The following is a 14,841-nucleotide window of genomic DNA, read 5'->3' as shown; positions in this document are numbered from 1 at the left end:
CTCAGCCGCCCGCGGGGACCGGTTCCGGGCCTTGCTGTGCGTAGGCGGCGAGGCGCCGCTGGCCTTCGACCGAGAGCATCTCGATGGCGTCGAAGACGAGGTTGTCGGGACCGAGCGCGGCCTGCAGCGCCTTGCCGCCGGCGCTGTGGCGGGGTGGGAGGTTGGTGGTGAGCAGCACCAGCCGGTAGGCCTCGTGGCCGGAGGCCCGGATGACCGCGGCCTTGCCGAGCGCCTTCCAGAGGGTGTCGGTGCGGCGGAGCCCGGCGCGGCTGTTCCCCCGGCTGAACGCCCCGGACACGTCGACATACCAGTTGTTGCCAAGCGCGTCCTTGCAGACGAAGTTGACCTCCACCCCCGCGGCGACCTTGCGGTCCACGGTGATGTCGGTGAACCCCGCCTGCTCGAGGATCTCCCGGGCGAGCTCTTTCGCCATCCGCCCTTCGCGCACCGCTCGGCTCTGGAAGTCATCGGGGTGGTCGTCACCGGTAGATGGGGGTGGGACGTACCACCAGCGATGATCGGCCCGGGAGCGCTCCCGCTCCTCGCGGGCCTCCAGGGCGCGCTGCGCCCGCTCGACGGCCGCGGCGACGTAGGAGGGATCGGTGTCGTAGCCGACGAAGTGCCGGTGGGTGTTGATGGCCGCCACCGCGGTGCTGCCCGACCCCATGAACGGGTCGAGCACCACGTCGCCCCGGTAGGTGTAGAGCTCGATGAGCCGCTGCGGCAGCTCCACCGGGAACGGGGCGGGGTGGCCGAGGCGGGTGGCGCTCTCAGTGGGGATGTCCCACACGTCGGTGGTCCAGGTCATGAAGTCTTCTTTGGCGATGGTGTCTTCGTGGGGCAGGCCCCGCTCGGCCCGGTCGGGTTTCGGGATCGCCCGGTCGAAGCGGCCCTTGGAGGCGACGATCACCCGCTCGGTGAGATCGCGCAGCACCGGGTTGGAGGCGCTCTGGAACGACCCCCAGGCGCAGTTGCCCGAGGCCCCCTCCGCCTTGCGCCAGATGATCTCGCCCCGGAGCAGGAGCTTGAGCCGGTCCTGGAGGATGCCGACCACGTCCGCAGCGAGCGACCGGAACGGCTTGCGGCCGAGGTTGGCGACGTTGACCGCCAGCCGCCCGCCCGGCTCGAGCACCTCGACGCAGGCCGCGAAGACGTCGGTGAGCATCTCGAGGTACTCGACGTAGGAGGCCGGGATGTGGCCCTCGCCGAGCGCCTCCTCGTAGGCCTTGCCGGCGAAGTAGGGAGGTGAGGTCACCACCAGCGCGACCGAATTCGGCTCCAACCGTGGGGTACCCCGCGCCATGTCTCGGGCGTCGAGGCACTGGATCCAGTCGACGATGGGCTGGCGGTTGACGGTGGCGTCGTTGGAGATCGTCGGGGCGGCGAAGCGGGCGTAGAACTCGGAGGAGTCGTGACTCTCCCGCTTGCCCACCCCGAAGTTGGAGGTGGACGTCGCCCGCTTCCGTCGCGCTGGCACGGCGCTCATCGTAGGAGGCTCCCGGCGAGCGCCGAGTGAGCGTCGATGGCCGGCGCCGGCTGGCCGGCCGCGTGCGTGCCGAGTCGATCGATGCTGGCCGCGGCGGTGGGCCAGCGCCCGAGGGCCAGCGCGCGGGCGCAGCGGGCGTCGCTGGCGACGTAGGCGTGCATCACCGCCGGGTCGAGCTCGTGCACCCGGGACGCGTCGGCGTCGACCGGGGCCAACCCGGCCAGGCTGGCCAGTGGTTTGAGCCCGCACGGCAGCCCGAACGTGCGGCCCACGTCGGCCCGGAACACCCGGAACGCGTCGAGGTGGCGGTGACCGTGCCAGCGAGCCCGGTAGGCGCCCTGGTGGCCGGGCAGCGGGCGGCCCCGCAGGCGCAGTGACGGGTCGGGCACCAGCTGCAGGCCGAGCTGCACCTGGTTGATCTCGGCCCGGGTAGCGAGGTAGGGCAGATCGAACGCCGCCCCGTTCCAGGTGACCAGCACGCCCGGCGTGAGCTCGGCGAGCCACCGGTCGAGCTCCCGCAGCAGGGCGGCTTCGTCGTGGTGGGCGAGGACCACCTCCCCGCCGGGACCGGCTACCGCAGCGGCGAGCACCCGCCCCACCCGAGGGTCGAGCCCGTCGGTCGCCGTGTCGGTCTCGATGTCGAGCCCGTAGACGATGGGATCACCTGGCATGGAGCGATCGTACGGAGGAGGTGTGACACCCAAGTTCGGTGGGGGGATCCGGGTGTGTGCTCGTGGGTCAGGAGCCGGCCGGCGGTCGAAGTCGGCCTCGCCGGTCTACCTGAGCGCGTGCAGCGGATGGCCGGGACCCACGTCCATCTCGATGATCGGCTGGTCGAGCGGCACGTCGATGTCGCGCACCACCTGCTCAGGGCCGGCAACCGCAAGCGCCGCGAGGAGCGTCCCGAACCCCATCGCCGGGGTGCCACCGCTGCGGGCCACAGCCACCCGCTGCACACCTCCGACGAGGGGTGCGAGCGCCTCGGACACGACGTGCACCACGGTCTGCAGCACATGTGGGGCGTGGTGCAACACGATCGGCAGCTCGACGGAGCGGATCGGCCGATCCCGATCGAAGGCGCTGCCCGCCACCCACCAACGCAGTAGCTCCCCGAACGCCACGGTGTCGTCGGGGTGGGCCGGGTCCTGGTCGGTCACCACGAACACCAGCCGGTCGAGCACCGCCGGCAGGGCCGCCTCCCGGAGCACCCGCCCGACGATCGGGGCGTCGAGATGCTCGGCCACGAGCACTGCCCGATCATGCTCCGGGTGGCGCTCCAGCACTTCCAGGCAAGCGGCCCCCCACGCTCGCGCCGACACGCGCCGGGCGCTCGCCGACGGGGGACCGCCGGGGGTGTGCTCGACCGGGAAGTCCCCGGGCCGAGGGAACGGCGAGTCCTCGGTGGCTCGAGGGACCAGGTCCCGGTTGCCGACCGTCACCACGAGCAGCGTCGGCACCGGGTCCGGCTCGAGGACCGTGAGCCCGACCGTGACCGGCGCGTCGAGGCGGGCATCGGTGCGCTCGAGGTCGGACGGATCGACGGAGACGAGCCGCTCGCCGGCGAGCACCTCGACGCCGCGCTCGCCGGCCCACGCCACCACCTCGCCCGACAGCCCGACGTGCGCACCCGTGCGCACGGCCACCGCCGATCCCGGTCGTAGCCGGAATCCGCGGCGATCGACGAGTCCGGGTGGGAACTCGACGCTCGGCGGCTCGAACCCGAAGCCGGTCACCGCTGTTTCCTCCCAGTGTCGCCCACTGGCCCATCCCGCCCAGCGGTCGGGGAGTGGTTGGCCTGGCGGGTGGCCTCGATGTAGCGGTCGTGCCACATCGGCTCGAGTCCGAGGACCCGCCAGGCGGCCGCGGCGACGGCGACGGCGTTGGCCTCGGTCACCTGCGCCGGATCGGCGCCGGGCCGGGCCCGCCCGATCAGCTCGCGGGCGGCCGTGAGGCGCTCGTCACCGGGCAGGCACACGAGGCAGCGGTGCTCGTTCATCGTGCGCATGCCCTCGTCGACCGCGTCGATCAGGTCCCGCAGCGGAGCCGGCAGGTCGGCAGAGCGGTTGAGCGTCTCCTTGAGCTCGGCGCCGTCGCGGGCCAGGTAGCGGGCCACACGCTCGTGGTCGATGCGCTCGGCCGCGGGCTGGCAGGCGTCGAAGAACAGGGCCTTCGCCCACGAGAGCAGCTCGGTCGGCGCGCCGGCGCAGCATGGGTGGCCGTGGCCGGCGAGCACCGCGTCGAGCTGGCGCTGGAAGCACTCTCGGTGGGGGCACTGGCGCAGGAAGACGTCGACCCGCTGGGGCAGGCCCATCGTGCGTTGCCGGGCGCGCTGCACATCCTCCCACTTGAAATCCGAGCTCTGCCTGCCCACCAGGGCGCGCAGGTCGTCCTGAGTGGTGGCCGGGTTGCAGGCCGCCTCGACGGCGGTGCCGGATCGCCCGCCGTCGCGCCCGAGCAGCCGGGTGAGGGTCAGCTCGACGAACTCGTCGCACCACCCATGGTCACACGCCGGGTAGCGGCACGATTCGAGGCGGCTCGACTGGCAGCACAGCTCCCGAGCCCGGCGGGTGAGCAGCGGGCGCCACCGCTCGCCGAGCACCGCCCGGATGGCAAGGCGCCGCTCCGGATCGGCCTCCTCGGCGAGTCGGCGGCACAGCTCGACATCATCGGCGCTGCGCAGCACCCGCCGGAACGCCGCCAGGTTGGAACCGCCGTTTCCCACGACATCGACCGTACCCGCTCGGGGGGTGGGGAGTCCCGGCCACCGGCGGGAGTGCCTTGACGGGCTGCGGTGGGCACGGCACAGCTCGCCGGCCGATCCCTCCCTGCCCACCGGTGGCGCGGTGTGGTCCACCGGACCGAGGATGCCGCCCGCTCGCCGATCAATCCCGTCCCCGCGGGCGCCGTTCAGCGGAGACGGCATCGAGCGCACCGGCGACCGCGTCGGCGATGGTGGCGAGCACCGGCGGAGGCGGTTCGCCGCACAACTGTTCGTACACGTAGCGCAGGCCCTCGGCGGCGCCGCTGCCGCCCGTGTAGCCCGGCAGGTCCCGGTACGCCCCGGCGAGCCCCTCCTTGGTGGCCTCGGCCAGGTCGGCCCCGTCGGCATGGAGACCATGGACCCACCGGTTCCGGAGACGGATCAGCTGCCCGCTGTGCCCCATGTCGCGCAGCCAACCTGACAGGCGGGCGCCGTCGGGGTCGCCGGTGAGGCGCAGGTCGTCGCGCAGGGGGCAGACCCCGCAGGGCGCGGTCGCGCAATCGGCGGCCGCCCGAGCGAGGCTGGTCGCGTCCCCCCTGTCCTTTTCGGGGTTGTGGACCGCACGTTCCTTCTGCCGGTTGCAGGACGCCCCCTTGAGGCCCTTGAGGTGGGATTCGACCTGCGACACCGTGGTGGGCCCATCGTCTCCCCCCAGCCGGCGGGTCACCCACAGCAGCGGGAGCACCTCGGCGACGCTCACCCACCCCACCACGGCGTCCCGGAGCCGGTGCTCCCGACTGGCGATGGCGACCTCTTCGATGCGGGCCGCGAGCTGGGTACCGACCGGGTCGGCTCGGCGGCGCTCCTCGATCGCCCAGAGGGACTCCGGCACCCCGCCTCTGCGGTCGTCGTTGGAGACCCACGGAGTGTCCCCATCGACCACCCGCAGGCCGATTCGGCAGGCCTGCCGGGCCGCCTCCAGGTCGGAGCCGTCGCCGAGCAGCGCGCCGTGCGTGTCGAGGGTGTGGAGCGCCTGACGGAACCGGGCGCCGCGCGCTGCGGCCACCACCCCGGCGTCGATGCGGGCCTGCACCGTGTCGGCCACCAGCAGCCGGGTCAGCGACCGCTCGTTCGCCTCGCCGGTGTGGGGGTCGGGGAGCAGGACCCTCGACGGGAGCGGGCTGAGCGCCACCGCCCGCTCGGTCAGCAGGCGCATCGCCGGGGTGCCGCCCACCGTGAGCGCCACGAGCCCGTCGACCTTTCGACGGGCGGACCGCAGCTCGGCCAGCGCGTCCTCGAGAGCCCGGCGCACCTGCGCGTCAAGCTCGTCGCTCAGCTCCGCGGGGTTGACGGTCAGCGGGTAGGGGTCGAGTACCGTGACCTGCGGGCGCAGCACGGCGAAGGCCTCCTTGAGCAGCCGGGCCGTGCCGATCGTGTCCCCCCTGCGGAAGCGGTCGTCGACGGTCTCCGGCTGCTCGGAGGCGATCAGCGCAAGCGCCCAGCCATCCGGTGCCTGCTCGTCGAGGGCCCGGTAGCACGGCCCGTTGCGCACCACGTCGTCGGCGAAGAACTCGCGGATCCTCTGCTGCCGTTGGTCCCCGGCGTTGTCGAACTCCTCGGTCAGGGTCTGAGCGAGCAGGCGGGCGTCCACCCACGGGCTCGGTCCCAGCCCCTTTTCCTCGCCGAACGCTTTGAACAGATCATGTTGCAGGTCCTGGGTTCCCACGGTGGCGATCGCGAGCAGCATGGGCCTCCTCTCAGCTCCGCGGCCGACGGTGCCGGGTCGTGAAGGTCGTCAACCGAGTCGAGCAGGTGCTCGATGTCGAGTGCGGGCTCGGCCACCAGCGAGTGCATGAGCACGGTCACCCAGGCCAGCTCCCGGTCGATCTCGGCGGCCGCCCGGGTCAGGGCGTCGAAGTGATCCCACCACTCGTCGCTGCCCAGCTCGGCCTGACACTCCTCCGGTACCCGCATGTTCGTCCCTCCTCGGTCGTGGGGTTCGTCGTGGGGTTCTGCCACCCGCTGGTGACGGAAGGCGCACCGCAGGCGCGGGGGCGTGCAGCCGAGTTTCCGTCATCCGCGCACGGCGGACGGCCGAAGGAAAGCGGAACCGGCAGCCGACCGCACGCTGCAGAAGGACTCCGAATGCGCACACGCTACGCCCACCACTGGATCCACGATCTCGCCGGGGCCCGTGAGCGCGAGCGGCCGTCGGCGGCCGCTCTGCGGGTCCACCCCGATGTCTCGTCAAATCCGGAGCCCCCACGAGCGAGCACGATGTGCTATGTACCGGCGGCGGTTCCGGGGTGCATGAGCGGGAGGTTGGTGAGATGCAGTTGGAGATGCACTTGGTGCTGTTCGAGACATCGGGCAACCAGCGCTACATCTTCGACACGAACAAGCTGGTCGAGAACCTCGGCGCCTCCGAGTTGACCGCCCGGGCGGGCACCACCTGGGTGCTCGAGGCCGTCGGCGAGCTCACTGGCAAGCCGGCTCCCGCACCGAACGGCATCGCAGAGCACCTCGAGTCTCCTGAGAAGAACCCCCGGATCGAGGACGACTCGCGCGCCGAGGTGATCATCGCCGCCTCGGGCAAGGCGCTCGTGCTCGTTCGCGAGCGCGAGGACGCCGAGCGTCTGGTGTGGCAAGTGACCTCCCGTGCCCTGGCTGAAGCCCCTGGCCTCGACCTGTGCGGCGCGGTGTCGGACCGGTTCGACTGGTCGAACGACAGCATCCATGAGGTGTCCCTCTCACTGTATCGAGCCTTCGGGGGGATCCGGGCGGGTCGGGCCGGTCCGGTCGAACGCTTCCCGGGGATCCCGATCGGGGCGCGCTGTGCCACCAGTGGCCTGCCCGCCGGGGTGCTCGACCGCCGTGCTCCTGAAGGGGTGCCCATGCCTCGCTCGGTGTCGATCATGGCCGCCCGGGCCGCTGCCGAGGCCGGCCGTCAACGCATGGGGAATCTGCTCGATGCAGACGTGGCTCGCACGATCGACGACCTCGAGACCGCCTTCGAGCGTCTCGACTGGCTGGGGGTCGTGCACGCCGACGGCAATGGGGTCGGGGCCATCTTCGTCGACTTCTATGCCGTGCTCGAGAAGGCGGGTCTCCTGCAGGAGTCCGACCTCGCGAAGCGGAACCGCTGCTACGTCGACGCCCTGCGGCGCTTCTCCCTGGCGCTCGATGAGACCGGCGTCGGGGCGCTGCGCGACGCACTCGCCGAGATGGGCGCCGCCCTGGCAAAGATGGACGCCCGCCGTGACCGGCTCGTCGTGCCGATCGTGCTCGGCGGCGACGACGTCACCCTGCTCTGCGACGGACGCCTCGCGCTGGACCTGGCCGTCGCCTACCTGCGGGCCTTCGAATGCCGCAGCGCCGACCGGAGCACACGCAACGGCATCCTGGCCGACATCGCCGAGGCGGCGTCGGGCGCCCCACGCCTCGGCGCCTGCGCCGGGGTCGCGATCGTCAAGCCGCACTACCCCTTCTCGGCGGCCTACGACCTCGCCGAAGAGCTCACGGCCTCGGCCAAGCAGGTCAAGCGCCACGCCCCGGTGCTCGACGGCCGGAGCGGGCCGGTGCCCTGCTCGGCGATCGACTTCCACATCCTGTTCGACGCAGGTGCCACCGACCTGCACCGGCTGCGCTCGCTCATGACCGCTGACGACGGGAAGACCCGGCTCTACACCCGCCCCTACGTGATCACCCCGGCCGAGGACCGACCCGAGACCACCCCCGCCGAGGGCCAACCTGAGACCTCCTGGTTCGAGGGCCGAGGCTGGGAGCACCTCGAAACCCGGGTGAACACTCTGCAGGCCCGTGACGACGACGGGCGACGCCGCCTGCCGAGCAGCCAGACCCACGACCTGCGGGCCGGGCTGTTCCTCGGCCGTGACGAGGCCGAGTTCCGCTTCCGGCTCCTGCGGGACCGCTACCCCGACGCCGCCGACCTCGCCGACGGTCCCGAGTGCTCGCTGTTCACCGACGACGCGCCGTCCGAGGCGGGGGTGGTGCGCACGTCGTTCCTCGACGCGATGGAAGCCGCCGAGTTTCTCCTCTGCGGCGGTTCAACCGGAAACGGTCCATCCGGTGATGACCCATCCGGAAACGACGCCCCATCCGAGGAGGACCGGATCGAGGAGGTGCCTGCCTGATGGCCTCGACCCCACCCCGGCTCGGGCCCGAGCTGTGCCTGCGGGTCCGGTTCCACAGCGACTGGCACGTCGGGACCGGCACCGGACGGCCCCGCGAGGTGGACCGGCTGGTCCGGCGCGACAGCGACGGGCTGCCCTACGTGCCGGCCAAGACCCTACCGGGATCTGGCGCGACGCCTGCGAGCAGGTGGCGGCGGGACTCGACGGCGACGGCGGGACCGGCTGGCAGTCGCTCGTCACCCACCTGTTCGGCGCGGAGCCCTCCCGGGGGGGGCGTGCACCGGGGCGCGCGGCGCTGTCGGTGCGCCCGGCGAGGTTGCGTCCGGCGCTCCGGGCGGCGCTGTCCGGGCGCCCTCGGCTGCTGGAAGCGGTGACCTTCGTCAAGCCAGGGGTACGGATCGACCCGGCGAGCGGCCGGGCACTCGACCGGCACCTGCGCTTCGAGGAACAGGCCCGTTGCGGATCGGTGCTCGAGGCCCAGGTCCGCCTGGGAGCACCCGACCGGCCGCTCGACGACCCGACGGCGACCGCGGCCGAGGCGTTGCTCGTGGCCGGCGCACGGTTCGTGGAGCGGCTCGGCGGCAACCGGCGTCGCGGCTCGGGACGCTGCACGTTCGAGCTCGCCGGCGCCGAGGATCCCGGCCCGTGGCTCGACTGGCTCGCCGAGTCCGATCCCCCGCCGGTGCCGGGAAACCACGGCGGCACCGGGGTCACGCAGGCCCCTGCCGGCGGCGCGGCTCGAGCCACCGGACGGGGTGACACGGTTCCCGGCGAGCCGGTTCGGGGCGGGTCGTGGTTGGTCTACCCGGTGACGGTGCGGGCGCTCACGCCCATCCTCGCCCCCGACCGGGTCCGGGGCAACGTCGGCCTGTCACTCGACGTGGTGCCGGGCACGCTGCTGCTCGGCGCACTCGGTCGGGCGCTCGCCGCCCGGGGCATCGACCTCGCCGAGCACCTGCGCGCCGGGGAGCTGATCGTCACCGACCTCGTGCCCAGCCCGGACGGCTCGCCCGCGCACCCCGCTCCCCTCACGCTCGCCCGACCCAAGGGCGGCGACGACGCCACGATCTACAACCGCCTCACCGAGGCCCCGTCGGAGAGTGTGCAGATCAAGCCGGTGCGGCGCGGCGTCGTCACCGACGACGCGCCCCATCAACCCACGGTCCCTGCGCGCATGGCGGTGACCCACGCCACCATCGACGACGACCGCCAGCGCCCCACCTCCGAAGTGGGCGGCGTGTTCACCTATGAGGCGCTCCCGGAGGGCACCCTGCTCACCGGTGAGCTGCGGGTCCGTGGCACGCTCGCCGAACAGCTCGCTGCGGGCGACGAGCCGCCGTTGCCCGAGCGGGTGGAGCTCGGGCGCTCGAAGAAGGACGACTACGGGCTGGCCGAAGTGACCATCGGGCCCGCCGTGACACCCACCACCGCCCGACACCCCGAGCGCTACGAGTCCGGTGACCAGCTGGTGGTGTGGCTGTGGTCGGACGCGCTGCTCGTCGACGGGCGGCACCGCCCGACGCCGTCGGTCGCCGGACTACAGGCCACCCTCGAGGCTGCGCTCGGTTGCCGGCTCGAGCACCCCGAGCCCCCCGGCGGGTTGATCACCGCCGCCGTCGAACCGGTGCGGCGCGAGTCCTGGCACGCCACCTGGGGCCTGCCTCGCGGTGCCTTGGTCGGGCTCAAAGGCGGCTCCGTCGTGGTGTTCGAGCTGTGCGATCCCGTCGACGGGGCGAAGGTCGCCGAGCTCGAGCACGCCGGGATCGGCCTGCGCACCGCCGAAGGGTTCGGGCAGGTGCGGATCAACGACCCGGCGCTCGTCGAGTCCGTCCCATCGGACACGCCCGCAGGGTCCGCTGCCGGGTCCATCGGCACCGGAGGCGGTGGTGTCGAAGGGGCTCATCCGCCGCTGCTCGGCGATGACGCAGACCGCGACGACCTGGAGCTGGCCCGCACCGTCGAGCGCGCCGCCTGGCGCGCCGCCATCATGCGGGCCTCGACCGCGCTGGTCGCCGACCAGGCTCGCTGCCAGGGCGCGCTCGGTTGGTACCCGACCGGCCAGGCCTCACCGCCGAGCCAGCTCGGCGCACTGCGCCAAGTGCTCGCCGGCTTGGAGACCTCCTCAGGCCCCGAGCGGGCCCGTGACTGGCTCACGCAGCTCCGCTCGGTCGCGAACCGGCGCGACAAGTGGCCGGGCCGGGCCCTCGACGCCCTGGACCGGCTGCTCTCGGACCCCGACGCGGTGTGGTTGGCCCTGGATCTGCCGGAGACCGAGCTCGTCGCCACCCCCAACGGGGCCGCCCACCAGCGGGCCGAGCTGTGGCGCTTCGCCGTGCGTGCCCTGGTCGGCTCGGCGGTGCGAGCGCAGCTGCGCCTGGGCTCGGGGGACGACGACCGCGCCGCAGAGGAAGAGGAGGAGAGAGGGTGACCCGCCTGCTGCACGAACGGCTCCGCCTGTCGGCCACCTTCGAGGCGCTGACCCCCCTCCACGTCGGCGGGGTCGCAGGTGACCCGGAGGTCGACCTCACCGTGGCGCTCGACGGCCGGTTCCGGCCGGTCGTGCCCGGCACGAGCCTCGCAGGGGTGCTGCGGGCCGCCTGCGAGCGCGCCGCCGGCGCCGACCCCGAGGCTCGCCGGGCCGTGGAGGCGGTGTGGGGTGGCCGGCCCGAGGACCGCTCCGAGGACACCGCCGCTGGGCTCGTCACCGTCGACGACGCGGTGCTCCGGCTCTCCGGCCCGCTCGAGTGGCGCGACGGCATCGGCATCGACCGCTACACCGGCACCACCGCTGAGCACATCAAGTACGTGCGCGAGGTCATCCCCAGGGGGACCACCTTCGACGTGGTGGTCACGGTGGACGTGCCCGCGGTCGGCGGGGCGACCGCCGGGGTGGATCGCGTGACCGACGAGCTCGCCGGTCTGCTCAGTGGGGCACGGGGGCTCACGGTCGGGGCCAGCGGCACCAGGGGTCTGGGGCGGGTCCGGGCGGTGCCCGAGTCTTTCACCGCCCATCGCTTGTCGTTCCGCGACCGGCAGGCCACCCTCGAGGCCCTCCGCGGTGGTGCCGACGTCACCACCGAGCTGCTCGAGCGGGCCGCCTGCGCCGACCCCGGCGAGCTCGCCATCACCGTCGAGTGGGCGCCGGACGGCCCGCTGATGGTCAAGGCGGCGCTCGAAGGCCGGGCGGTCGACACCCTGCCGCTCACCGGGGCGTTCGACCGCGACGCGGCTACTGGCACCACCCGCGTCGCACTGGTGCTCCCCGGCTCCTCGATCAAGGGGGCGCTGCGTCAGCGGGCGGAGCTGGTCGTGCGGACACTGCGGGAAAGCGAGCTCGCACCGCCCGGCGTCGGGAGCACGCCCTCCACAGCACGGTTCCTCGACCAGCTCGCCGACCCGGCGCTCGAGCTCGTGCACTGGCTCTTCGGCGCCGCCGCCCGGGCACGAAGGGACCGGCCGTCGAACGGCCGAGCTGGGGATGGCAGTCAATCCGATGCCGGCGAGGAGAGCCGTGACGAACCGAAAGGGTCGCCGGTGGACGTCGAACCTGTGCCGGGCCGGGGCGCGCTGGCGGTGGACGACTGCTTCTCGGTCGATGCTTTCCCCGCCGACGCCTGGGACGCGGTGATCCGCGCCGCCAAACGGGAAAGCGACCCCGACGACATCGCCGCTCTGCGCGCCGCGCTGACAGACGCTGGACTGGCCCACTTCCAGCCGGCGTTCCACGTGGCTGTCGACCGCTGGACGGGAGGCGCGGCCGAACACCTGCTGTTCAGTGCCCTCGAACCGCACGCTCTGCAGTGGGAGCCGCTGCGTCTGCGGGTCGACCTGGCCCGCCTGCCCGAGCGGGTCCGGGGTCCGGCGCTGTGTCTGTTGCTCGTGGTGCTGCGGGACCTCGCCACCGGTGACCTCCCGCTCGGCTACGGGGTCAACCGCGGCATGGGGGCGGTGCGGGTCGGGCGGGTCACGATCGAGGTGCCCGACGGGTTCGACGCCTTCCCCGGCGGCACCCTCGACGACGCCCTGGCCGCCGCCCGGGCATCCCTGCTCCCCGCGTGGCAGGCCGCGGTCGCCGCGTCGGGCCCGATGACGGAGGTCGCCGACCATGACTGACGCGGTACTCGACCTGCAGGAGGTGAAACCCGGCGGGCCGGTCCTGCGCTACCACCGCCGGGGGGCCGATCTCGACGAGGCGCTGCGGTGGTTCACGTCGGTAGCCGGAGAGGGCGCCGCCCTCGTGTCCACCCCGCGTGCTTACCTGGTGCTCACCGTCGACGGGGAGGGACGCGCCGCCGGCTCGGATGGCACCGTGGATCTTCGCGGTGCCTACGAGGTCCGCGCGTTCAATGCGTCCGCCGAGCTTCGCTGGCGGGCCACCCCCACGGGCGGCGACGCCGTGCTCGTGAGCCTCGGCCCTGAGGACCCTGAGCAGGCATCCATCCCGGTGCGGGCCACGGTCGAAGGTGGTGGGTACCTGCTGTGGGGCACCGTGGAGGCGAGCAGCGCCGGGTGGTCCCGGCTCCACAGCGGGCAGGTCGGCACGATCGACGTCCCCGTCGAAGCCGATCCGGGGAAGTCCGTGCGGCTCACCACCACCGAGGTCGTCGGTGCGGACGAGCACGGCAACGCGATGGTGATCGACGAGCTGCTCTGCGGCTGGGAGGTGCTCTGACATGCCCGACTTCGACGGCACCCTCACCGTCGCCCGCCACGGCGAGACGGGTGAGCCCGTGCTCCGGGTCCGCGTCCCGGGAGAATCACGCGCCTTCACCGTCGACCCCGCCACGCTCGACGAGGGGCTGCAGAGGAGGTGGCAAGAGGATCGGAGCTCCCTCGAAGGCCAGGAGGTGACGTTCGAGATGGCGGCGAAGGAGAACGGCCGACCGAAGGGCGGCAAGGCCAAGCACGTGCGCCCTACCGGTGCACCACGCCCGGAACGCGGCCAGCCGGCGCCCGAGGCCGGCGACAGGTTCGTCAACCCGTACACCTTCGTGCCCGCCCCACCGCGTAAGGGTGCCGCCGAGCGGACCGAGCTCGGCGACCGGGTGCCCTGGGGCCACCACCGCCGCCACCCCGACGGGTGGTCCGGGCGCATCCGGGTGCGGATCACCACCACGACGCCTCTGCTCATCCCCGACGCCTCGGCCAAGCGCGTCCTTAACCTTAAGGACAACGAAGACCACCAGGTGCTGCCGCTGCGTCTCGACCCCGCCGGCCGTCCCTACCTCCCGCCCACATCGGTGAAGGGCATGCTGCGCGCCGCCTACGAAGCGGTGACGAACTCCCGGTTCGGGATCTTCGACTCCCGGTTCGGGATCTCCAAGGACGACGAGGACCAGGACCACCGCCTCAGTTCGGAGGACGGACCGGGTGTGCACGGGAACAGGATCTTGAAGGACGACGAGGACCAGGACCACCGCCTCAGCGATCGAAAAGGTCGTAAGCGCAAAAAGTTCGAGGTCGCGCCCGGCGAGCTGCTCGACCCGTCGCTACGCCCGGCGACGACCCTTAAGGAGCTCAGCCCTGCGGACCGGGTGTTCGGCTGGGTGAACCAGACGGGCCACGGCGCCTACCGGGGCCAGCTGCGGGTCGGGCCGGTGACCTGCACCAGCGCCAAGCCGGTGGAGCGGTTCGATGACGAGGGCGTGCCCCTCGCCATCCTCAGCACCCCGAAGCCGGAGCAGGCTCGCTTCTACGCGGCCGCCGACCAGCACGGCACCCCGGTGCCCCAGGGAGCGGACAAGAGCGAGCTGTACGTCAAGGGTTCGGGGCTGCGGGGCCGGAAGGTGTACGTGCACCACGCCGGGCTCGGGCCCGGCTGCTGGGAGAACCCGACCCAGGACCGCACCCAACAGGGACCCGGCGCCCAGGAGTACCGACGACCGGACGAGAACGGCAGCCCCCAGCGGGACAACCAGAACCGCTCGATCACCGCCTGGGTCCGGCCGGGAGCGGTGTTCGAGACCACGCTGTCGGTGGAGAACCTCTCCGACGTCGAGCTCGGGGCACTGCTGTGGCTGCTGAACCTGCCCGAGGACTGCCATCACCGCCTGGGCGGCGGCAAGCCGCTCGGGTTCGGTTCGGTACGGATCGAGATCGACCAGGAGGCCACGTCGTTGGCGAAGGGCTCGACCGTCGCCGACGCCTGGCGCCAACTCGACGAGCCCGCAGATGACGACTGGTCCGGGCTGGCCGCCGCGTTCGAGGAGGAGGTCCGCAAGATGTACCCGTCCAAGAGTATCCCAATCGGGATCCTCGAGGCGTTCCTGCAGGCCGCCCGCGGCCCGGTCGACGCCCGCGTGCCAGTTCACTACCCCCGCTTGAGTCGGGAGCCGGATCCCGAGGGCAGGAACTACGAGTGGTTCAACGCCAACGAGCAGCGGCGCATCGGCGGGCGCTGGCCGCTGCCGCTGCCCGGTGGGGACCTGCCGCTGGACCCGACGAGTGGCGGTGGAGGTGGACCGGGTGGAGGCCACGGCCGTGGCGGTGGAGGCCGCAGG

General features: G+C 72.8%; 10 protein-coding genes. 5 read left to right on the top strand and 5 right to left on the bottom strand.

Going from position 1 to position 14,841, the window contains the following annotated elements:
* Position 1: 1 nt before the first annotated feature.
* The 5 genes from V7004_RS06795 to V7004_RS06775 form a co-directional block, all read right to left on the bottom strand.
* Positions 2-1,477: a DNA-methyltransferase gene (locus V7004_RS06795; protein ID WP_334142941.1), complete on the bottom strand. Its 1,476-nt coding sequence runs from the start codon at positions 1,475-1,477 to the stop codon at positions 2-4.
* A 5-nt stretch (positions 1,478-1,482) separates the two neighbouring features.
* Positions 1,483-2,157, bottom strand: a complete 675-nt coding sequence (locus V7004_RS06790; RefSeq protein ID WP_334142939.1) for a 3'-5' exonuclease — start codon at positions 2,155-2,157, stop codon at positions 1,483-1,485.
* 105 nt (positions 2,158-2,262) lie between these two features.
* Positions 2,263-3,219 (bottom strand): hypothetical protein, encoded by a 957-nt coding sequence (locus tag V7004_RS06785; RefSeq protein ID WP_334142937.1) that lies wholly within the window; start codon positions 3,217-3,219, stop codon positions 2,263-2,265.
* Positions 3,216-4,208: a hypothetical protein gene (locus V7004_RS06780; protein WP_334142936.1), complete on the bottom strand. Its 993-nt coding sequence runs from the start codon at positions 4,206-4,208 to the stop codon at positions 3,216-3,218. Before V7004_RS06780 ends, V7004_RS06785 begins: the two co-directional genes overlap by 4 nt.
* A gap of 160 nt (positions 4,209-4,368) precedes the next feature.
* A complete protein-coding gene (locus V7004_RS06775; RefSeq protein ID WP_334142935.1) occupies positions 4,369-5,934 on the bottom strand; it encodes a hypothetical protein in 1,566 nt (521 codons plus the stop codon).
* A gap of 583 nt (positions 5,935-6,517) precedes the next feature.
* On the opposite strand from V7004_RS06775, the gene V7004_RS06770 reads away from it, so the two are divergent.
* The 5 genes from V7004_RS06770 to V7004_RS06750 form a co-directional block, all read left to right on the top strand.
* On the top strand, positions 6,518-8,341 hold the full coding sequence (locus V7004_RS06770; protein WP_334142934.1) for a Cas10/Cmr2 second palm domain-containing protein: 1,824 nt from the start codon (positions 6,518-6,520) through the stop codon (positions 8,339-8,341).
* Entirely contained in the window at positions 8,280-10,769 is a 2,490-nt protein-coding gene (locus tag V7004_RS06765; RefSeq protein ID WP_334142932.1) for an RAMP superfamily CRISPR-associated protein, read from the top strand. Before V7004_RS06770 ends, V7004_RS06765 begins: the two co-directional genes overlap by 62 nt.
* Positions 10,766-12,454, top strand: coding sequence for an RAMP superfamily CRISPR-associated protein (locus V7004_RS06760; RefSeq protein WP_334142930.1), 1,689 nt, complete (start codon positions 10,766-10,768; stop codon positions 12,452-12,454). Before V7004_RS06765 ends, V7004_RS06760 begins: the two co-directional genes overlap by 4 nt.
* Entirely contained in the window at positions 12,447-13,013 is a 567-nt protein-coding gene (csx19, locus tag V7004_RS06755; protein WP_334142929.1) for a type III-D CRISPR-associated protein Csx19, read from the top strand. The genes V7004_RS06760 and csx19 overlap by 8 nt, the downstream gene beginning before the upstream one ends.
* A gap of 1 nt (position 13,014) precedes the next feature.
* Positions 13,015-14,841, top strand: a 1,827-nt coding sequence (locus V7004_RS06750) for a TIGR03986 family type III CRISPR-associated RAMP protein (RefSeq protein WP_334142928.1), incomplete at its 3' end; no start/stop codon positions are given.

Origin of the sequence: Rhabdothermincola sp., from assembly GCF_036846205.1 — a bacterium.
GTDB lineage: Bacteria > Actinomycetota > Acidimicrobiia > Acidimicrobiales > Acidimicrobilacustridaceae > Rhabdothermincola.
This window is presented reverse-complemented; position numbering and strand designations above follow the sequence as displayed.

Coding starts and splice junctions, on each gene's coding strand:
- V7004_RS06790 (WP_334142939.1), bottom strand. CDS start 2,157: ATGCCAGGTGATCCCATCGTCTACGGGCTCGACATCGAGACCGACACG.
- V7004_RS06775 (WP_334142935.1), bottom strand. CDS start 5,934: ATGCTGCTCGCGATCGCCACCGTGGGAACCCAGGACCTGCAACATGAT.
- V7004_RS06770 (WP_334142934.1), top strand. CDS start 6,518: ATGCAGTTGGAGATGCACTTGGTGCTGTTCGAGACATCGGGCAACCAG.
- V7004_RS06765 (WP_334142932.1), top strand. CDS start 8,280: ATGACCCATCCGGAAACGACGCCCCATCCGAGGAGGACCGGATCGAGG.
- csx19 (WP_334142929.1), top strand. CDS start 12,447: ATGACTGACGCGGTACTCGACCTGCAGGAGGTGAAACCCGGCGGGCCG.